This window comes from Streptomyces filamentosus (assembly GCF_014654895.1).
Classification (GTDB): domain Bacteria; phylum Actinomycetota; class Actinomycetes; order Streptomycetales; family Streptomycetaceae; genus Streptomyces; species Streptomyces filamentosus.
The window spans coordinates 2,509,150-2,528,169 of sequence record NZ_BNBE01000001.1 but is presented as its reverse complement, the minus strand read 5'-3'; the positions used below and the strand labels follow the sequence as shown (position 1 = coordinate 2,528,169).

Sequence of the window (19,020 nt, the reverse complement as noted above, 5' to 3'; positions counted from 1 at the left end):
AGCCATTCGATCGGGTGACGACTCGCCCATCTGGATGACTGCCGCCGAAGCCCCAACTAGGGTGCGGCGCAGGCATTCCGGCACTTGGCCCACCGGCATTGCGATGTCGGTGGCGGGTGCCACAGTGGGGGAGTGAGCAACACCACCACGGGTAGTCCCGTCGAGGACAGGCAGAGGGGGTGAGGTACGGCGTGTCCGGCAGCGGCTTCGGAAACCACGGCAGCGGCGGTGGCCTCGGCGACGAGTGGGGCGCGCGGGCCGCGCGCTCCCGCGCCCTCGCCGTCCTGCGCGTCCGCGGCAGGGCGCTCGGCGCCGCCGTCCTCCCCGCCGCGGTCGCCGTGGTGCTCTACGCGGGCGAGGTCACCGGCCACTTCACGGGTACGGGCTGGACCACGGCCCGCTGGATCGTGACCGTCCTCGCCGTCCTCGTCCTGCTCGCCGCCGGGGCCGTCGCCCTCGTCGTCGCCCGCGCCCGCCCGGCGGTGACGCCGACGGTGGAGCTCTCCGAGACCGCCGCCCCCGACCTGCACCGCCTGGTGCGGGAGCTGGCCGACCGGCTCGACGTGCCCGCGCCCTCGGCGATAGCCCTGACCCCGGACTGCGACAGCTGGCTGGAGGACCGCTCCCATCCCGCGTACGGGGCGGCGGCCGTCCCCGCGGGGACGGCTCCCGTCCTCGTCATAGGCTCCCCGTTCCTGTGGTGGATGCGGGTCGGCGAGCTGCGGGCGGTCCTCGCCCCGGTCGTCGCCGGCACGGGTCCGGCCTCCGATCCCGACATAGCCGCCGCCCGCCGCTTCGTGCGCGGGCTCGACGCGGCCGCCGCGGTCCCCCGCGATCCCGGCCTCGGCCCGCTCCGCGGGCTCGGCGCCCGGGGCGTGGGCCGGGTGGCCCGGCTGCTGCTGCGGGCCTGCGGCAGCCATCCGGCCGAGATGGAGCGCGGGGTGGCCGTCGCCGGTTCCGAGCGGGCCCAGGCCGTGGACCACGGGGCGCGGATCGTCGCCCAGGAGCAGGTCGGCCTCGCCTACGCGGGCTGGGACCGGCTCCTCACCCGGGTCGCGCTGCCCGCCTGGCGGATGGGCCGCTGGCCGGCCCGGCTCGACGCGGGCGTGGTCGCGGCGCTGACCGAGCTCTCGCGGCGCGACCGGCTCGCGGAGGGCTTCTCCTCCCGGCTCGGCGACCGCCCGGCCTGCGACCTCCTGGAGGAGCCCGGCGCCGTGGACGAGGCGGCCTCGCTGCTCGCCGCCCGGCTCTTCCACGGCGGCCCGGCCGAGCCCGGACCGGACTGGGCGCCGGTCGAGTGGAGCCGCTATCCGGAGGAGGTCGTCGACCGGACGTGGCGCGCGGACGCCGCCCGGCTCCACGACGTCCTCGACCGGCTCGCGACGGCCCCCGTCCCCGGCGGCCCCGGTGACGGGGCCCCGGAGGGCCCGACCCTCACCCGCGTCCTCACCCACCTGACGGCCGCGCCCGGCGCCCTCGACACAGGCGGCATCGACAGCACCACCGACGCCACCGGCACCCTCGGCACCACCTGCACCCTCGGCACCGAGAGCACGGAGAGCACGGAGAGCACGGAGAGCACCGAGAGCACGGAGAGCACCGGAGGCCCGGAGGGGCCCGGCCCCCGGGACCCCGCGCCGTCGGCCGGCGAGCTCCCGGCCGTCCCCCTCGACCTCCCCGCCGTACCCCTCGAAGAGGACGCGGACGACCCGTACGACGACGAGGACGAGGCCCGCAATCCCGTCGCCGATGCCCTGGCGGCCGCGCTCAGCGCCCAGGTGGCGCGGGAGGACGCCGAGCGGGAGGCCCGGCTCGCGGCCACCGCCGGAGACCGGTCCGGGTTCACCGGCCCGGACGGGCCCTGGCCGCTCGGTCCGCTGCTGCCGCCCCGGACCGGCCGGGACCTGCTCGCCGACCACGTCACCGCCCTGGTCTGCTGCGCCGCCGTCGACACCACCGGCGCCGTGCCCGGCCTGGACTGGCTCGACGGGCCCGCGCTGCTCGTCGGCGGAGAGCGGGCGGCCGACCTCGGGCCGCGGGTCCTCGCCCTGGTCGAGGAGGGCGATCCGGCCCCGCTCCGGGCCTGGCTCAGCACCACCGGCGTCCGCCCGGAGAAGCCCGTCCGTCTCCTCTGACCCCGGGAGCGGGCCCCCGCCGGGTCGGCGGGGGTTCCGGGCGCCCCGAACGACGTCCTGAGCGGCCTCCGTGCGCCCCCGACGGCGCCCCGAACGACGTCCCGAGCGCCCTCCGGACGGCCTCATGACCGGAAGAGGGCCTTCCACCTTTTCCGATTCGCGACGAACGGTGACGGTCCCCCTGCGTTATGTGATGTGCTGGAGACCGGCACTGACAGGGGCACCATCCGCGGGCAGGGGCCGGCGGCACTGACCGGGGGAGTCGAGGGAGGGGCGCGTCATGGGGGCGGAGCAGATCAGGCGCTGGGAGTCGGGTGCGCTCGCGCACGCCGTCTCCGATCCCTTCGGCCAGGGCCCGCTGCCCTGGCTGCGCGGCTCGGAGAACTACTTCGACGACACGGGGCAGATGGTCCCCTGGTACGCGGACGAGACCCTGGCCCGGGGCGGCGCCGGGGGCCCGCGCACCGCCGACGACGTGCGCCGGCAGATCAAGGGCTTCGCCTCCGGCGGGGCCGTCGCGCCCGGCGAGTCGATCGACTTCCACATCACCGTGGACCCGCCGCAGCCGTTCTCGGTCGACGTCTACCGGATCGGTCACTACGGGGGCGACGGCGCCGCGAAGATCACCACGAGCCCGCGGCTCTCCGGGATCGTCCAGCCGCCGCCGCTCACCGCCGACCGCACGGTCTCCTGCCACCACTGGTGGCAGTCCTGGCGGCTCCAGGTGCCGACCTACTGGTCGATCGGCGCGTACGTCGCCGTCCTCACCACCGCCGACGGCTACCGTTCCCACATCCCCTTCACCGTCCGCGACTCCCACCCGGCGGACCTCCTCCTCGTCCTTCCGGACGTGACCTGGCAGGCGTACAACCTCTACCCGGAGGACGGGCACACCGGCGCCAGCCTCTACCACGCGTGGGACGAGGAGGGCCGGCTGCTCGGCGAGGAGGAGGCGGCGACGACCGTCTCCTTCGACCGGCCGTACGCGGGTGCGGGCCTGCCCCTGCACGTGGGCCACGCCTACGACTTCATCCGCTGGGCGGAGCGGTACGGCTACGACCTGGCCTATGCGGAGACCCGCGACCTGCACGCCGGCCGGGTCGACCCGGCCCGCTACCGGGGCCTGGTCTTCCCCGGCCACGACGAGTACTGGTCGGCGCCGATGCGGAAGGCCGCCGAGCGCGCCCGCGACCAGGGCACCTCGCTGGTCTTCCTCTCCGCCAACACCATGTACTGGCAGGTGGAGCTGGGCCCCTCGCCGTCCGGGGTGCCGGACCGGCTGCTCACCTGCCGCAAGCGCCGGGGGCCCGGCCGGCCCGCGCTCTGGCGCGAGGTGGACCGCCCCGAGCAGCAGCTCCTCGGCATCCAGTACGCGGGGCGGGTGCCCGAACCGCACCCGCTGGTCGTGCGGAACGCCGGGCACTGGCTGTGGGAGGCGACCGGCGCCGGGGACGGGGACGAACTCCCCGGCCTGGTCGCGGGGGAGGCCGACCGCTACTTCCCGCGCACCGCGCTCCCCGAGCACGACGGCCGCATCCTGCTGGCCCACTCGCCCTACCGGGACGGCGAGGGGACGCTGCGCCACCAGGAGACGAGCCTGTACCGGGCGCCGTCGGGGGCCTGGGTCTTCGCCTCCGGCACCTTCGCCTGGTCGCCCGCGCTGGACCGGCCGGGCCACGTGGACGCCCGGGTCCAGCGCGCCACCGCCAACCTCCTCGACCGCATCTGTAAGAGGGACTGACCGGGCGAGCAGCCCCGGTCGGCGGGGCCGCTCGCGCGTGCGAGAGAATCGGACCGTTCCTGGATCAACCTACGCGGAGGAACCGTGTCCGGATTTGTAGAAAAGCCCGAGCCCATCGAGGTCCCGGGCCTGACCCACCTGCACACGGGCAAGGTGCGCGACCTGTACCGGAACGGGGCCGGCGAGCTCGTGATGGTGGCGAGCGACCGCATGTCCGCGTACGACTGGGTCCTGCCCACCGAGATCCCGGACAAGGGCCGCGTCCTCACCCAGCTCTCCCTGTGGTGGTTCGACCAGCTCTCCGACCTGGTCCCGAACCACGTGCTCTCGACCGAGCTGCCGGCCGGCGCCCCCGCCGACTGGGCGGGCCGCACCCTGATCTGCAAGCCCCTGGAGATGGTCCCGGTCGAGTGCGTGGCCCGCGGCTACCTCACCGGCTCCGGCCTGGTCGAGTACGACGCCTCCCGCACGGTCTGCGGCCTGGCGCTGCCCGAGGGCCTGACCGACGGCTCCGAGCTGCCCGCGCCGATCTTCACCCCGGCGGCCAAGGCCGCCGTCGGCGAGCACGACGAGAACGTCTCGTACGAGGAGGTGGCCCGCCAGGTCGGCGCCGAGACCGCCGCCCTGCTGCGCCAGACGACCCTCGCCGTCTACTCCCGCGCCCGGGACATCGCCCGCGAGCGGGGCATCATCCTCGCGGACACCAAGTTCGAGTTCGGCTTCGAGGGCGCGGACCTGATCCTCGCCGACGAGGTCCTCACCCCGGACTCCTCCCGCTTCTGGCCGGCCGACCAGTGGCAGCCGGGCCGCGCCCAGCCCTCGTACGACAAGCAGTTCGTGCGGAACTGGCTGACCTCCCCGGCCTCGGGCTGGGACCGCAAGAGCGAGCAGCCCCCGCCGCCGCTCCCGCAGGAGGTCGTGGACGCCACCCGCGCCAAGTACCTGGAGGCGTACGAGCTGCTGACCGGCACGTCCTGGTCCGACAGCTTCTAGGCCGCGTCTTCCGGACCACGCCGGGCCCGCCGCGGCCGGGCCCGGTCCGAGAGGCACGCCCCGGCCGACGCGCGCCGCACGGGTCCCCTCCGGGGGGCCGGTGCGGCGCCGTGTCCGTCGTGCGCGCACACGAAGAAGGCCCCGGTTCGATGAACCGGGGCCTTCCCTCTGAGCGGACGACGAGATTCGAACTCGCGACCCTCACCTTGGCAAGGTGATGCTCTACCAACTGAGCCACGTCCGCATGCGCCGTAGCGCGCTGCTAACTATACCCAACCTTTGGAGCGCGCGAGACGCACCGCCGCGTGACGGTTCTCCGCACCGAGCTTCGCGGCGGCGGAGGAGAGGTAGTTGCGGACCGTGCCGGGGGAGAGCGCGGCCCGCCGGGCGATCTCCGCGACGGGGGCGCCGTCGGCGGCGAGTTCGAGCACCTCGGCCTCCCTCGCGGTCAGCGGGGAGTCCCCGGCGGCGATCGCGTCGGCCGCCAACTCCGGGTCCACGTAGCGGTTTCCGGCGTGCACGGTACGGATCAGCTCGGCGAGCCGCTGGGCGCTGACGGTCTTCGGCGCGAAGCCCCGGACGCCCGCCGCGAGGGCCCGCTTGAGGTGCCCGGGACGGCCGTGGCTGGTCACGATCATCGTGCGGCAGCCCGGGAGTTCGTCCCGGATCGATGTGGCCACCGTCACACCGTCCGCCCCCGGCATCTGGAGGTCGAGGACGGCGACGTCGGGCCGGTGGGCGCGGGCCATGGCCAGCGCCTCGGGGCCGGTGGCGGCCTCCGCGACGACGACCAGGTCGTCCTCCAGGGCGAGCAGGGCGGCGAGCGCGCCCCGGATCAGGTGCTCGTCGTCGGCGAGCAGGACGCGTACGGGCTCGGTCACGCGACCGTCTCCTTCTCCTGTCGGGTGCCGGCGGTCCCCGGCACGGCGAGCGGCACCCGGGCGGTGACGCGGAACGACTGCGGGGCCACGGGCCCGGCCTCCAGGGTGCCGTCCACCGCGCCGAGCCGTTCGCGCAGCCCGGCGAGGCCGGAACCGGTCCGGCCCGGGGCGCCGGCCCCGTCCCGTACCACCGCCCCGTCGTTCTCGACGGTCAGCAGCACCCCGTCCGCCGTCCGCCGCAGGGCTATCGCGCAGCGGCCGGGGTCGCCGTGCCGCAGCACGTTGGTGGTGGCCTCGCGGACGACCCAGCCGAGCACGGACTGCACCCCGGCGGGCAGTTCCAGGGCGGGGGCGTCGACGGCGCAGTCGATCCCGGCGGCGCCGAGGACGCCGCGGGCGCCCTCCAGCTCGACCCGCAGGTCGGCCTCGCGGTAGCCGCGGACGACCTCCCGGACCTCGCGCTGGGACTCCTGCGCGATCCGCTGGACCTCGACCATCTGGTCCACGCCCTCGGGGCGGCCGCGCCGGGTGAGCTGGACGGCCAGCTCGCTCTTGAGCGCGATCACCGACAGGTTGCGGCCCATGACGTCGTGGAGGTCGCGGCCGAAGCGGAGCCGCTCCTCGGCGACCGCGAGCCGGGCCTTGAGGTCGCGGGAGCGCTCCAGCTCCTGGACGACGCGGAGCAGCCAGGAGGAGAAGCCGCAGGCGGAGGCGTAGGCGCCGCCGCCCGCGAGGACGGCGACCAGGGTGATCAGGCCCTCCGGGGCGCCGTGGCCGAAGGCGGCGACGGGCAGCGCGGCGGCCAGGGCGGTGCCGGCGACCGCGTACGCCATGTGCCGCACCCGGTCCAGGCAGAGGACGAGCGTGCCGGCGGTGAAGACCGAGGTGACGATGAGCAGGCTCGCGACGAGCGACTCGTCGGGCAGCGCCCCGCCCGCCCACAGCCCGGCGACGGCGAGGTCGGCGAGGAGGGTGGCGGTGGCGAGGGCGACGGCGAGCCGGACGGGGCGCGCCCGCCGGCCGGTGGTGTGGCCGAGGGCGCGGGAGGAGACCGTCCAGCAGAGCGCGGAGTGGGCCAGGACCCACAGCAGCAGGCCGACCGTCAGGCCGGTGCCGAGGTCACGGGGCTTCCCTCCGGAGTTCAGCGGGAGGCCGCCGAGCGTGACCAGTTCGACCGGGGCCATCAGGTGGAAGGTCCAGCGGGTGTACAGCTCGACCTTCCCGGCGGCGCTGCGCCGCGTCCACCATCCCGTCATCGCGGACATCCCGTCCCGTCTCCCCTCCGGTCCCACCCCTAGCGCCGGGGCTCCCAGCGGAACCAGCGGCGGACCGCCCATCCCGTCAGGACGGCCCAGGCCACTGTATTGAGCGCGGCGGTCAGCAGGCTGCCCGCGTGGGCGGTGCCGAGCCAGCCGGCCCGGACGAACTCCATGACGCCGCTGAGCGGGAGGAGCTGGGCGACGTCGGCGGCCGTGCCGGGCAGGGCGTCGCGGGGGACGAAGAGGCCGGAGCCGAAGGAGGAGATCAGGAACAGCGGCAGGGTGGTGAGGCCGGCGCTCTCGACGGTGCGGGTGATGGTGGTGGTGAGGGCGGCGAGCCCGGCGAGCAGCACGATCGCGCCGGCGAGGCCGAGGACGAGCAGGTCGGGGCGGGCGGGGGCGTCGGCGCCGAGCAGGGTGAAGCCGCCGACGGTGAGGATCGCGCACTGGACGAGGGCGATGGCGGTGGCGGGCAGGGCGGCGCCCGCGAGTATCTCGGGGTCGGTGGCCTCGCCGGTGCGCAGCCGCTTGAGGACCAGCTCCTCGCGGCGGGCGGTGAGGCTGGAGACGAAGCTCATGTAGACGACGAGCAGCAGGACCATGCCGGTGCCGCCGATGAGGGTGGCGGCGGTCGGCGAGATGCCGAGGGTGGACTCGTCGACGCCCTTGAGGGAGGACCGCAGCAGGAAGATCATCAGCAGCGGCATGAGGGCCGCGATGAAGAGGTTGTTGCGGTTGCGGCCGAGGAGGGTGAGTTCGGCCCGGCCGAGGGCGGTGAGCCGGGTGAGGGTGGTGGAGGGGCGGCCGGCGGCCGTGGGGGCGCTCGTGGTCTGCGGCGTGCTCATCGGGTCACGGTCTCCTTGTGGCCGGCCGGGGCGTCCTCCGTGCGGGAGGCGATGTCGAGGAAGGCCTCTTCGAGGGAGGCGGAGCGGGCGTCGAGGCCGTCGAGCCGGACGTCCTGCTCGCGGGCCCAGCCGAGGAGAGCGGTGAGGTCGTCCTGGAGGGCGTGGGTGCGGATCTCGATCCGGCCGCCCTCCTCGGCGGCCTTCAGGCCGAGCGGCAGGCGGGCGGCGGGCACGCCGGCGGGGAGCGCGAAGCGGATCCGGGCGGGCTGGGCGGCGGTGACCTCGGCGGGGGTGCCGGAGAGGACGATGCGGCCCTTGTGCATGATTGCGAGCCGGTCGGCGAGCGATTCGGCCTCCTCCAGGTAGTGCGTGGTGAGGAGGACGGTGGTGCCCTGGGCGCGCAGTTCGCGGACGAGTTCCCAGGTGTCGCGGCGGCCCTCGGCGTCGAGGCCGGTGGTGGGCTCGTCGAGGAAGAGGACCTCGGGGCGGCCGAGGAGGGCGAGCGCGAGGTCGAGGCGGCGGCGTTCGCCGCCGGACAGCTGCTTGATGCGGACCTTCTCGCGGCCGGTGAGGCCGACGCTCGCGAGGGCCTCGCCGGCGGGGCGGGCGCCGCTGGTGCAGCCGGCCCACATGCGGACGGTCTCGGCCACGGTGAGGTCGGAGGGGAAGCCGCCCTCCTGGAGCATGACGCCGATGCGGGGGCGGACGGCGGAGCGTTCCCGGTACGGGTCGTGGCCGAGGACGCGGGCGGTGCCGGCGGTCGGGGCGGCGAGGCCCTCCAGGAGTTCGACGGTGGAGGTCTTGCCGGCGCCGTTGGTGCCGAGGAGGGCGAAGATCTCGCCCCGGGGGACGGAGAGGGAGATGCCGCGCACCGCCTCGAAACCGCCGTCGTAGCTGCGGCGCAGGTCGGTCGCCTCGATGGCGGGGTTCAGGGCTTCGGCTGTCATGGCTCCAGCCTCCCGTGCGGCGGGGAGGGCGGGCAGTGCGCGCTGTCATCGGCCCGACTGACAAATGTCATGGGCGGGCGGGTGGCTCCTGTGTGGGGGAGAACGAAGAAGGCCCCGGTTCGATGAACCGGGGCCTTCTTTTCCCTGAGCGGACGACGAGATTCGAACTCGCGACCCTCACCTTGGCAAGGTGATGCTCTACCAACTGAGCCACGTCCGCATTGCTCCCGACCGGCTTTCACCGGGCGGTGCGAGCACCACTCTACCTGATCCACCGGAGTGGTCGGTAACCGTGATGCAGAGCGGGTGACAGGGATCGCACACTGCGCCTTCCCCCTGGAAGGGGGATGTTCTACTACTGAACTACACCCGCACGCTGCTTCGGGCCCGGCTTTTCGGCCTTGCCCTTCGGCGTGATCCAGACTCTAGCCGATCAAGGGGGGTGGAATGCAAATCCGCTCCGCCCGCCCCTCTCCGGCCGTCGTCCCGCCCCGCTCCGCCCGGCGTCAGCTCGCCGCGCGGAAGGCCTCGTAGACCCGCTTGGGGATGCGGCCCCGGGCCGGCACGTCCATCTTGTTGGACTGGGCCCAGGCGCGGACCGCCGCGGGGTCGGGGGCGAGGGCGGTGTGGGTGTAGGCGACGGTGGCCCCCGTCACACCTCCGGTCGCCCGACTGCCCGCCTGCCTGCCGGTCTGCTTGCGCCCGGCCGCGAGGTAGGGCGCGAGGGCCTTGCGGAGTTTCTTTGCATTGGCAGTATTCAGGTCGATCTCGTACATCTTCCCGTCGAGACCGAACGCGACCGTTTCCGCCGCTTCTCCGCCGTCGATGTCGTCGGAGAGGGTGACCACCACTCGCTGCGCCACGGATATGGGTCCTTTCCTGTGGCCCGCCACCTGTCAGGGGCTGTGGGTGCGCCTCTGACGTGCGGTGATAGCGGGCCGCCGGCTGCCCGGGGGCAATGTTTTCTTCCTCTGGATTCCTTTGTACAGCGATGGGCGTCGCATTGTGAAGCCCCGTCAATTGTCTCAGCGTGTCCCGGGGCAATGAGCGGCGCAATATTTCACTCGCATTTCATGTGCGGCGGGGTGCGGGGGTTTGGGGCGGATCACCGCCGGGGGCGCCTTCCGGCCTGGGGATTTGTAGGATCCTTCAGATCTCTACCCGCGTAGAATTTGGAGGCAGGTACGCTGAGGGAACCGCCCACGCAACACACCACCGGGAGTGCCAGTGGCACGCGTCGTAGTCGACGTCATGCTCAAGCCGGAGATCCTCGACCCGCAGGGACAGGCGGTGCAGCGTGCACTGCCCCGCCTCGGGTTCGCCGGAATCGCCGACGTCCGTCAGGGGAAGCGCTTCGAGCTGGAGGTGGAGGGACCGGTCGACGACGCCGCCCTCGCCCGCATCCATGAGATGGCCGAAACCTTCCTTGCCAACACCGTGATCGAAGACTTCGTCGTGAAGGTCGAGTCGTGACCGCACGCATCGGCGTCGTCACCTTCCCCGGCACGCTCGACGACCAGGACGCGCTGCGCGCCGCCCGCCTCGCGGGCGCCGAGCCCGTCTCGCTCTGGCACCGCGACAAGGACCTCAAGCAGGTCGACGCCGTGGTCCTCGCCGGCGGCTTCTCCTACGGCGACTACCTGCGGGCCGGCGCCATCTCGCGCTTCTCGCCGGTGATGGAGACCATCATCGAGCAGGCGAAGGCGGGCATGCCCGTCCTCGGCATCTGCAACGGCTTCCAGATCCTCACCGAGGCCCACCTGCTGCCGGGCGCGATGCTGCGCAACAACCACCTCCACTTCATCTGCCGCGACCAGAAGCTGCGGGTGGAGAACGCGGAGACCGCCTGGACCTCGGACTACTCCGCGGGCCAGGAGATCGAGGTCCCGCTCAAGAACATGGACGGCCGGTACGTCGCCGACGAGCGCACGCTCGACGAGCTGGAGGCCGAGGGGCGGGTGGCCTTCCGCTACCTGGACGTCAACCCCAACGGCTCGCTCCGCGACATCGCCGGCATCACGAACGCGGCGGGCAACGTCGTCGGTCTGATGCCGCACCCCGAGCACGCCGTCGAGCCGCTGATCGGCACCGGCAAGACGGACGGTCTCGGCTTCTTCACCTCGATCCTCAAGAAGCTGGTCAACGCCTGATGAGCCTCGACACCGTCAAGCACGCGAGCGAGACGCCGGACAGCGAGCAGCCCTGGAAGGAGCTCGGCCTCAAGGAGGACGAGTACGCGCGCATCCGCGAGATCCTCGGCCGCCGTCCCACCGGCGCCGAGCTCGCCATGTACTCCGTCATGTGGTCCGAGCACTGCTCCTACAAGAGCAGCAAGGTCCACCTGAAGCAGTTCGGCGAGAAGACCCCCGCCAACGACGCCATGCTCGTCGGCATCGGCGAGAACGCGGGCGTCGTCGACGTCGGCCAGGGGTACGCGGTCACCTTCAAGGTCGAGTCGCACAACCACCCCTCGTACATCGAGCCCTACCAGGGCGCGGCCACCGGCGTGGGCGGCATCGTCCGCGACATCCTCGCCATGGGCGCCCGCCCGGTCGCGGTCGTCGACCCGCTGCGCTTCGGCGCGGCCGACCACCCCGACACCAAGCGCGTGCTGCCCGGTGTCGTCGCCGGCATCGGCGGCTACGGCAACTGCCTGGGCCTGCCGAACATCGGCGGCGAGGTCGTCTTCGACTCCTGCTACCAGGGCAACCCCCTGGTCAACGCCGGCTGCATCGGCGTGATGAAGCACGAGGACATCCACCTCGCCAAGGCATCGGGCCCCGGCAACAAGGTCATCCTGTACGGCGCCCGCACGGGCGGCGACGGCATCGGCGGCGTCTCGGTCCTCGCGTCCGAGACCTTCGACGACACCAAGCCCACCAAGCGCCCCGCGGTCCAGGTCGGCGACCCGTTCCAGGAGAAGCTCCTCATCGAGTGCACCCTGGAGATCTTCCAGGAGAAGCTCGTCGCGGGCATCCAGGACCTCGGCGGCGCCGGGCTCTCCTGCGCCACCTCCGAGCTGGCCTCGGCCGGCTCCGGCGGCATGCGGGTCGACCTGGAGAAGGTCCACCTGCGCGACGCGACGCTCTCGCCCGAGGAGATCCTCATGAGCGAGTCGCAGGAGCGCATGTGCGCGATCGTCGAGCCGCAGCACGTCGACCGCTTCCTGGAGATCTGCGAGAAGTGGGACGTCATCGCGGTCGTCATCGGTGAGGTCACCGAGGGCGAGCGGCTGGAGATCTTCTGGCACGGCGAGCAGATCGTCGACGTGCCGCCGCGCTCCGTCGCCCACGAGGGCCCGACCTACCACCGGCCGTTCGCGCGCCCGGAGTGGCAGGACGCGCTCCAGGCCGACGACGCCGGCAAGCTGCCCCGGCCGCGGACGGGCGAGGAGCTGAAGGACCAGGTCCTGAGGCTCGTCTCCTCCCCGAACCAGGCATCGAAGTCCTGGATCACGGACCAGTACGACCGGTTCGTGCAGGGCAACACGGTCCTGGCGCAGCCCGAGGACGCGGGCATGGTCCGCATCGACGAGGAGACCAACCTCGGCGTGGCCATGGCGACCGACGGCAACGGCCGGTACGCCAAGCTCGACCCGTACACCGGCGCGCAGCTCGCCCTCGCGGAGGCGTACCGCAACGTCGCCGCCTCCGGCGCCAAGCCGCTCGCCATCTCGGACTGCCTGAACTTCGGCTCGCCCGAGGACCCGGCCGTCATGTGGCAGTTCGCCGAGGCCACCCGCGGTCTCGCCGACGGCTGCTTCCAGCTCGGCACCCCGGTCACCGGCGGCAACGTGTCGCTGTACAACCAGACCGGCGAGGTCGCCATCCACCCGACGCCCGTCGTGGCCGTCCTCGGTGTGATCGACGACGTCACCCGCCGCACCCCGATCGCCTTCGCGGAAGAGGGCCAGCTCCTCTACCTGCTGGGCGACACCAAGGAGGAGTTCGGCGGTTCGGCCTGGTCCGAGGTGATCCACCAGCACCTCGGCGGCATGCCGCCGGCCGTGGACCTCGACCGGGAGAAGCTGCTCGGCGAGATCCTGATCTCGGGCTCCCGCGACGGCATGATCGACGCGGCGCACGACCTGTCCGACGGCGGTCTCGTGCAGGCGGTCGTCGAGTCCTGCCTGCGCGGCGGGAACGGCGCGCGCCTGGTCGTCCCCGAGGGCCTGGACGCCTTCACGTTCCTCTTCTCGGAGTCGGCGGGCCGCGCGGTCGTCGCCGTCCCGCGCAGCGAGGAGCTCCGCTTCACCGACATGTGCGGCGCCCGCGGCCTGCCGGCGACCCGCATCGGTGTCGTCGACGGCGACGCGGTCGACGTCCAGGGCGAGTTCGCGCTCTCCCTGGAGGAGCTGCGCACCGCGCACGAGGCGACGATCCCGGGCCTGCTGGCCTGATCCGCGCTCCGCGCACCACGTGAGGACCCCCGCGCCGCTCGGGCGGGGGTCCTTCCGCGTCCGCGCTACTCCGTTCCCCAGAAGGCGTCCGACTCGGTGATGTCGGCCACGCACTCGTCGATGTCGGAGATCTTGCCGCCGATGAGGGTGAAGAAGAGGCCGCCGTCCATCTCGATGCCCCGGTCGCCCTTGTCGGCGTGCCAGGTGTGGACGGACATCGCGTGGCCCCGCCCGTCCGGGTAGACGTCCTTCAGCTCCACCCGGAAGGTGCCGCGGGTCAGTTCGGCGAGCTTCCCGTAGTGCGCCAGGACGTTGTCCCGGCCCTTGAAGTGCCCGGACATCTGGCTCTCGCCGGGCGAGTGGTGCGTGCAGTCGCTGGTCATCAGGGAGGCGAGGGTCTCCATGTCGCCGGCGGTGAACGCTGCGTACCCCCGGCGCACGACAGCCGCGTCGGGGTGCTCGTGATGGGTCATGGTCCCGCCACTGCCTTTCCTGAGGGGTTTCCCCCCTCCCTCCCAGTCTCGGCGTTAGCCTCGGGCCATGCCACCCGCCAGGAAACGCGCCCGCAGCTACGACCCCGCCAGGACCAGGGCCGCCGTGTCGGCCCAGTTCGGACACGTGCGGGAGGCGGTGCTCGCGCTGCCGCCGGAGGCCCTCGGCCGGCCCACCCGGCTCGGCTCCTGGACCGTCCGGGAGCTCGCCGGGCACGTCACGGCTGCGCTCGGCTCGGTCGTCCGCGCCCTGGAGGGGCCCGAGCCGGAGAAGCGCGAACTGACGCTGCTCGACTGGCCGTTCGCGACCCGCACGGCCGCCGCGCGGATCGACGAGGACGTCCGCGCCGCCGACACCGCCGACCTGCCGGGGCTGTACGGGCGGACGGCGGAGCGGTACGAGGAGCTGGTCGCCGGCGCGGACGGGGAGCGGCTCGTGCCGACCCGCTTCGGGGCCATGACCCTCGCCGACTTCCTCGTCACCCGGACCGTCGAACTGGTCGTCCACACCGACGACCTCGCCGCCGCGACCGGCGCGGAGATCCCGTACGACCGGCAGGCGCTCGCGGCCTGCACCCGGCTGCTCGCCGACGCCCTCGCGGTGAAGGCCCCGGGCGGCGCGGTGGAGGTCAGGGTCCCGCCGTACGCGGTGGTGCAGTGCGTGGAGGGCCCCCGGCACACCCGGGGCACCCCGCCGAACGTCGTGGAGACGGACCCGCTGACCTGGATCCGGCTGGCCACCGGGCGGTCCGGCTGGGCGGCCGAGCTCGACGCGGCCCGGATCGCGGCGAGCGGCGAGCGCGCGGACCTGGCGGAGCTGCTCCCCGTGATGGGCTGACCCCCGGCGAGGGGGGCCGGGGGCCCGTACGGATCCGGCCGGGAATCCCGTACGGACCCCGTACGGACCCGGCCGGGGGCCCCGTACGGACCCGGCCGGGGGAACCCGTACGGATCCCGCCGGGAACCCCGTACGGCTCCGCCGCGTCCCACCGGCATGCCGAAGCCGCGCAGCACCCTCGCCGCAGCCGCCCTCCTGCTCGCCGCCCTCACCGCCTGCGGGCGGGGCGGCGGGAGCGGCGGCGCCGGGGACCCCGACCTGCCCCTCGCCGGCACGCACTGGACGGTGACCGCGGTCACCGTGGACGGCAGCCGCTCGAAGGCCCCCGGGGGCGCCGCCGTCGAGTTCACCCGGGACGGCCGGACCCGGGGCGGGACCGGCTGCAACCACTTCGGCGGGACGGCCGCCGTCGCGGGCACCACCGTCACCGTCTCCCCGGACGAGGTCACGGAGATGGGGTGCCCCGAGGACCGGCGGCGCTTCGAGACGGCCTTCCTCGCCGCCTTCGCCGGCCCCCTGACGGGCACCCTGGAGGACGGCGCGCTCACCCTCGCCTCGGCGGACGGCGGCCGGAAGGTGGAGCTGGCGGCCGAACCGTCCGCCCCGCTGCGCGGCACCTCCTGGAAGATCGACGGCCTGGTCTCCGAGGACGCCGCCGCCTCCCTCCCGGAGGGCGGCGGCGACAAGGCCCGCTTCGTCGTCGGCGCGGACGGCAGGATCACCGGCAACCTCGGCTGCAACGGCTTCTCCGCCGCCGCGAAGGTCGACGAGGAGGCCGGGACCCTCACCGTCGAGGGCCCGGCCGCCACCACCCGCATGATGTGCGCGGGCCCGCAGATGGAGCTGGAGACGAAGCTGTACGAGCTCCTCGACGGCCCCCTCTCCTACCGGCTCGACCACCGGACCCTGACCCTCGTCGACGGCGGCGGCGAGGGCCTGACGGCTCGCGCCGAACCGGCCCGGTAGCGCGGCATCCCGGGGGGCCGGCAGCCCGGCGCCGGCCCGGCTCAGTAGCGCAGCAGCCCCGCGTCGATCCGTTCCCACGCGGTCCGCAGCTCGGCCAGCCGGGCCTGCTCGAAGGGCGCCCGGTCGGCCTGCTCGCGGGTGTCCTCGGAGAGGTGGAAGAGCTGGTCGCGGCCGGACTTGCCGCGGTAGTACTTCCAGTCGCCGCGGCGCAGCGCCCGCTCGCCCCTGACCCGCCAGAACAGGTCGCGCTCCGGCACGTCCTCGCCGCGCAGCAGGTGTCCGGCGAGGCTGGTGCCGTCGAGCGGGTACGCCGGGTGGGGCCGGGCCCCGGCCAGGTCGAGGAGGGTCGCCGTCCAGTCGGGGGTGAAGACGGGCAGGTCGCTGACCTGGCCGCCGTCGATCCGGGCGGGCCAGCGCAGGACCGAGGGGACGCGGATGCCGCCCTCCTGGAGGGAGCCCTTGTTCCCGGCGAGCGGCCAGTTGTAGGAGAAGCGCTCGCCGCCGTTGTCGCTGGCGAAGAAGACGAGGGTGTCCTGCTCCTGGCCGGAGCGCTTCAGCGCCGCCAGGACCTTCCCGACCGAGCGGTCGAGGTCCTCGACCATCTCCTTGTACTTCTCGACCGAGCCGCCGTCCTGGTGCCAGAGGGCGGAGCGGTCGCCGGCCTTGATCCGGCGGACGATCTCGGCGCTCGCCTCCTCGTCGCCGTCGGCGATCCACGGCCAGTGCGGAGTGGTGAAGTTGAGGTTGAGCAGCCACGGCTTCTCGTGGTCCCGGCTCACGTACTCGCTCGCCCGCTCGGTGAGGATCCGCGTGTAGTAGCGGAGGTCCTTGTACTCGGCGTCGCCCTCGTAGAGGTCGTACTCGCCGCCGAGGCCGAGCTTGGAGTAGTACTCCAGGGCGCCGCCGAAGTTGCCGAAGAACTCGTCCCAGCCGGACTTGGTGGGGGAGTGGTCGGGGAGGTAGCCGCAGTGCCACTTGCCGATGAGGGCGGTGGCGTAGCCGGAGTCGCGGAGCAGCGAGGCGAGCGTGGGGTGGGTGGGCTCCAGGCCCACGGACCTGTCGGCGATCGGCTCGGCGAGGCCGCCCTTCGTCCGGCCCGGGTAGCGGCCGGTGTAGAGGCTGAAGCGGGTGGGGGAGCAGGTCGCGGAGCCGGAGTAGGCGTCGGTGAAGCGGACGCCCTGGCGGGCGAGCCGGTCGAGGTGCGGGGTGCGGATGTGCGGGGAGCCGTACGAGGAGAGGTCGGCCCAGCCGAGGTCGTCGCCCAGGATGAAGAGGATGTTGGGCCGCCGGGAGTGGCGGCGCGGGCGGGCGGCCCGGAAGGGGCGCTCCGCGGGGGCGGCGGCCGGACCGGCGGCCGGGGCGGGCGCCGCGTGGGCGGGGGCGGCGCCGACGGCGGCCACCGCGGCGGCACCGGCGGCGGCGCCGCCGAAGGCCCGGCGGGACAGGGGCGAGGACATGGCGGATCTCCAGGAGAACGTACGGGTGTGCCTCCGGTCCCGGCGGGCGGGGACGGCGCCGCGGCCGGGACGGAGGGGAAGGGGGGCGGAGGGGCAGCCGGAGGGGCCGGGCCGGTTCAGGCGCGGTGACAGCCGGCGCTCGCGACACGGACGAGGTCCACGTGCCGGCGCCGGACGAGGGTGACCGCTCGGTCACTGCGGGGCTGCATGGGCCAGGAGCCTCGCCGAGGAGGGCGGGGGCGTCAACGGCGGAGGAGGTGGTCGACGCGCGTAGTTCGCGTGATCGAAACGCCGGTGAAACCCCCGGTCACTGCGTTCTGCGTCACATCCCCGGGCGCTCCGCGGAGGGGGACGAGCGTCCGCTCGGGGGTCGCCCGGAGGCCCGGAACCCTTCCGGCGCCTGCCTTGTAGGCCCGTCCAAGTTCGCGGCGATCTTTTGGTGCGATCGTACGAGCGCCGCTCACGCTCCGTTCGCCAATTCGGACCAGTGGTCGAGGTCCCCTAGACTCGAAGACGTGCCACGTGGTGACGGTCGACTCAATCACGACCTGCTCCCCGGCGAGAAAGGCCCCCAGGACGCGTGTGGCGTCTTCGGGGTCTGGGCTCCGGGTGAAGAGGTCGCAAAGCTCACGTACTTCGGGCTCTACGCCCTCCAGCATCGGGGTCAGGAATCCGCGGGAATCGCGGTCAGCAACGGCTCCCAGATCCTCGTCTTCAAGGACATGGGCCTCGTGTCCCAGGTCTTCGACGAGACCTCTCTCGGCTCCCTCCAAGGTCACATCGCGGTCGGTCACGCCCGCTACTCGACCACCGGGGCCTCCGTGTGGGAGAACGCCCAGCCGACCTTCCGGGCCACCGCCCACGGGTCCCTGGCGCTCGGCCACAACGGCAACCTGGTGAACACGGCGCAGCTGGCCGAGATGGTCGCCGACCTTCCCAAGAAGGACGGCCGCGCCACCCAGGTCGCCGCCACCAACGACACCGACCTGGTCACGGCGCTCCTCGCCGGCCAGGTGGACGAGGACGGCGCGCCGCTCACCATCGAGCAGTCCGCCGCGAAGGTCCTCCCCGACGTCCGGGGCGCCTTCTCCCTCGTCTTCATGGACGAGCACACGCTCTACGCCGCCCGTGACCCGCAGGGCATCCGCCCGCTGGTCCTCGGCCGACTGGAGCGCGGCTGGGTCGTCGCCTCGGAGTCCGCCGCCCTCGACATCTGCGGCGCCAGCTTCGTCCGCGAGGTCGAGCCGGGCGAGCTCATCGCCATCGACGAGAACGGCATCCGCACCTCCCGCTTCGCGGAAGCGAAGCCGAAGGGCTGTGTCTTCGAGTACGTGTACCTGGCCCGTCCCGACACGGACATCGCCGGCCGGAACGTGTACCTCTCCCGCGTCGAGATGGGCCGCCGCCTCGCCAAGGAGGCCCCCGTCGAGGCCGACCTGGTCATAGCGACGCCTGAGTCCGGCACCCCCGCCGCCATCGGCTACGCGGAGGCGTCCGGCATCCCCTTCGGCGCCGGCCTGGTCAAGAACGCCTACGTCGGGCGCACCTTCATCCAGCCCTCGCAGACCATCCGCCAGCTGGGCATCCGCCTCAAGCTGAACCCCCTCAAGGAAGTCATCAAAGGGAAGCGGCTGGTCGTCGTCGACGACTCGATCGTCCGCGGCAACACCCAGCGCGCCCTGGTCCGGATGCTCCGCGAGGCCGGTGCGGCCGAGATCCACATCCGGATCTCCTCCCCGCCGGTGAAGTGGCCGTGCTTCTTCGGCATCGACTTCGCCACCCGCGCGGAGCTGATCGCCAACGGCATGTCGATCGAGGAGATCGGCAAGTCGCTGGGCGCGGACTCGCTCTCGTACATCTCCATCGACGGGATGATCGAGGCGACCACCATCGACAAGCCGAACCTCTGCCGGGCCTGCTTCGACGGCGAGTACCCGATGGAGCTGCCGGACCCCGAGCTGCTCGGCAAGCAGCTCCTGGAGACGGAACTGGCCGCCGGCCCCGCCGCCACCGCGGCCGCCGACGCCCTGCGCCGTCCGTGAGATCCCGCTGCACCCGCAGTGACGCA

At 73.4% G+C, this 19,020-nt stretch carries 17 protein-coding genes and 3 tRNA genes; 9 read left to right on the top strand and 11 right to left on the bottom strand.

Annotated elements, in window-relative coordinates; genetic code table 11:
• The first annotated feature begins 179 nt into the window (after positions 1–179).
• The 3 genes from IE326_RS11365 (at position 180) to IE326_RS11355 (ending at position 4,869) form a co-directional block, all read left to right on the top strand.
• Positions 180–2,135 carry a M48 family metalloprotease gene (locus IE326_RS11365; RefSeq protein WP_229915292.1) on the top strand — a complete coding sequence of 652 codons (1,956 nt, stop codon included), beginning with the start codon at positions 180–182 and terminating at the stop codon, positions 2,133–2,135.
• Between the two features lie 280 nt (positions 2,136–2,415).
• Positions 2,416–3,876 carry a N,N-dimethylformamidase beta subunit family domain-containing protein gene (locus IE326_RS11360; protein WP_150229801.1) on the top strand — a complete coding sequence of 487 codons (1,461 nt, stop codon included), beginning with the start codon at positions 2,416–2,418 and terminating at the stop codon, positions 3,874–3,876.
• Between the two features lie 84 nt (positions 3,877–3,960).
• Positions 3,961–4,869: a phosphoribosylaminoimidazolesuccinocarboxamide synthase gene (locus IE326_RS11355; protein ID WP_150229803.1), complete on the top strand. Its 909-nt coding sequence runs from the start codon at positions 3,961–3,963 to the stop codon at positions 4,867–4,869.
• Between the two features lie 171 nt (positions 4,870–5,040).
• Here the strand turns inward: IE326_RS11355 and IE326_RS11350 are convergent.
• The 8 genes from IE326_RS11350 to IE326_RS11315 form a co-directional block, all read right to left on the bottom strand.
• A tRNA-Gly gene (locus tag IE326_RS11350) sits at positions 5,041–5,113 on the bottom strand.
• 22 nt (positions 5,114–5,135) lie between these two features.
• Positions 5,136–5,750 (bottom strand): response regulator transcription factor, encoded by a 615-nt coding sequence (locus IE326_RS11345; RefSeq protein ID WP_150229805.1) that lies wholly within the window; start codon positions 5,748–5,750, stop codon positions 5,136–5,138.
• Positions 5,747–7,015: a sensor histidine kinase gene (locus IE326_RS11340; protein ID WP_190041434.1), complete on the bottom strand. Its 1,269-nt coding sequence runs from the start codon at positions 7,013–7,015 to the stop codon at positions 5,747–5,749. The genes IE326_RS11345 and IE326_RS11340 overlap by 4 nt, the downstream gene beginning before the upstream one ends.
• 29 nt (positions 7,016–7,044) lie before the next feature.
• Positions 7,045–7,854, bottom strand: coding sequence for an ABC transporter permease (locus IE326_RS11335; protein ID WP_190041433.1), 810 nt, complete (start codon positions 7,852–7,854; stop codon positions 7,045–7,047).
• Positions 7,851–8,801, bottom strand: a complete 951-nt coding sequence (locus IE326_RS11330; protein ID WP_150229811.1) for an ABC transporter ATP-binding protein — start codon at positions 8,799–8,801, stop codon at positions 7,851–7,853. Before IE326_RS11330 ends, IE326_RS11335 begins: the two co-directional genes overlap by 4 nt.
• A 147-nt stretch (positions 8,802–8,948) precedes the next feature.
• Positions 8,949–9,021, bottom strand: a tRNA-Gly gene (locus IE326_RS11325).
• 81 nt (positions 9,022–9,102) lie between these two features.
• Positions 9,103–9,174 (bottom strand) — tRNA-Gly (locus tag IE326_RS11320).
• A 133-nt stretch (positions 9,175–9,307) separates the two neighbouring features.
• On the bottom strand, positions 9,308–9,664 hold the full coding sequence (locus IE326_RS11315; protein ID WP_170313844.1) for a histone-like nucleoid-structuring protein Lsr2: 357 nt from the start codon (positions 9,662–9,664) through the stop codon (positions 9,308–9,310).
• A gap of 364 nt (positions 9,665–10,028) precedes the next feature.
• On the opposite strand from IE326_RS11315, the gene purS reads away from it, so the two are divergent.
• The 3 genes from purS to purL are packed head-to-tail and all read left to right on the top strand — an operon-like array spanning position 10,029 to position 13,200.
• Positions 10,029–10,274 (top strand): phosphoribosylformylglycinamidine synthase subunit PurS, encoded by a 246-nt coding sequence (purS, locus tag IE326_RS11310; RefSeq protein ID WP_015035032.1) that lies wholly within the window; start codon positions 10,029–10,031, stop codon positions 10,272–10,274.
• Positions 10,271–10,951, top strand: a complete 681-nt coding sequence (purQ, locus tag IE326_RS11305; RefSeq protein WP_043224763.1) for a phosphoribosylformylglycinamidine synthase subunit PurQ — start codon at positions 10,271–10,273, stop codon at positions 10,949–10,951. Before purS ends, purQ begins: the two co-directional genes overlap by 4 nt.
• Positions 10,951–13,200, top strand: coding sequence for a phosphoribosylformylglycinamidine synthase subunit PurL (gene purL, locus IE326_RS11300; protein WP_190041432.1), 2,250 nt, complete (start codon positions 10,951–10,953; stop codon positions 13,198–13,200). Before purQ ends, purL begins: the two co-directional genes overlap by 1 nt.
• Positions 13,201–13,265: 65 nt before the next feature.
• On the opposite strand, the gene IE326_RS11295 is transcribed toward purL, so the two are convergent.
• Positions 13,266–13,673, bottom strand: coding sequence for a nuclear transport factor 2 family protein (locus IE326_RS11295; protein ID WP_150229814.1), 408 nt, complete (start codon positions 13,671–13,673; stop codon positions 13,266–13,268).
• A 67-nt stretch (positions 13,674–13,740) separates the two neighbouring features.
• Between IE326_RS11295 and IE326_RS11290 the strand changes: the two genes are divergently transcribed.
• A complete protein-coding gene (locus IE326_RS11290; RefSeq protein WP_190041431.1) occupies positions 13,741–14,529 on the top strand; it encodes a maleylpyruvate isomerase family mycothiol-dependent enzyme in 789 nt (262 codons plus the stop codon).
• Between the two features lie 156 nt (positions 14,530–14,685).
• Positions 14,686–15,495 (top strand): META domain-containing protein, encoded by an 810-nt coding sequence (locus IE326_RS11285; protein WP_150229818.1) that lies wholly within the window; start codon positions 14,686–14,688, stop codon positions 15,493–15,495.
• A 41-nt stretch (positions 15,496–15,536) separates the two neighbouring features.
• On the opposite strand, the gene IE326_RS11280 is transcribed toward IE326_RS11285, so the two are convergent.
• Together IE326_RS11280 and IE326_RS41840 are read right to left on the bottom strand one after the other, a co-directional pair.
• Entirely contained in the window at positions 15,537–16,952 is a 1,416-nt protein-coding gene (locus IE326_RS11280) for a sulfatase family protein (protein WP_150229821.1), read from the bottom strand.
• 116 nt (positions 16,953–17,068) lie between these two features.
• A complete protein-coding gene (locus tag IE326_RS41840) occupies positions 17,069–17,161 on the bottom strand; it encodes a putative leader peptide (protein ID WP_350975015.1) in 93 nt (30 codons plus the stop codon).
• A gap of 306 nt (positions 17,162–17,467) precedes the next feature.
• Here IE326_RS41840 and purF point away from each other — a divergent pair, with 306 nt between their 5' ends.
• Positions 17,468–18,994, top strand: a complete 1,527-nt coding sequence (gene purF / locus IE326_RS11275) for an amidophosphoribosyltransferase (RefSeq protein ID WP_150229823.1) — start codon at positions 17,468–17,470, stop codon at positions 18,992–18,994.
• The last annotated feature ends 26 nt before the right edge of the window (positions 18,995–19,020 follow it).

Excerpts from the sequence above, each read along its gene's own strand:
- IE326_RS11280 (WP_150229821.1), bottom strand. The coding sequence starts at position 16,952 with ATGTCCTCGCCCCTGTCCCGCCGGGCCTTCGGCGGCGCCGCCGCCGGT.
- IE326_RS11335 (WP_190041433.1), bottom strand. The coding sequence starts at position 7,854 with ATGAGCACGCCGCAGACCACGAGCGCCCCCACGGCCGCCGGCCGCCCC.
- IE326_RS11330 (WP_150229811.1), bottom strand. The coding sequence starts at position 8,801 with ATGACAGCCGAAGCCCTGAACCCCGCCATCGAGGCGACCGACCTGCGC.
- IE326_RS11340 (WP_190041434.1), bottom strand. The coding sequence starts at position 7,015 with ATGTCCGCGATGACGGGATGGTGGACGCGGCGCAGCGCCGCCGGGAAG.
- IE326_RS41840 (WP_350975015.1), bottom strand. The coding sequence starts at position 17,161 with ATGCAGCCCCGCAGTGACCGAGCGGTCACCCTCGTCCGGCGCCGGCAC.
- IE326_RS11360 (WP_150229801.1), top strand. The coding sequence starts at position 2,416 with ATGGGGGCGGAGCAGATCAGGCGCTGGGAGTCGGGTGCGCTCGCGCAC.
- IE326_RS11285 (WP_150229818.1), top strand. The coding sequence starts at position 14,686 with ATGCCGAAGCCGCGCAGCACCCTCGCCGCAGCCGCCCTCCTGCTCGCC.
- purL (WP_190041432.1), top strand. The coding sequence starts at position 10,951 with ATGAGCCTCGACACCGTCAAGCACGCGAGCGAGACGCCGGACAGCGAG.
- IE326_RS11290 (WP_190041431.1), top strand. The coding sequence starts at position 13,741 with ATGCCACCCGCCAGGAAACGCGCCCGCAGCTACGACCCCGCCAGGACC.
- IE326_RS11295 (WP_150229814.1), bottom strand. The coding sequence starts at position 13,673 with ATGACCCATCACGAGCACCCCGACGCGGCTGTCGTGCGCCGGGGGTAC.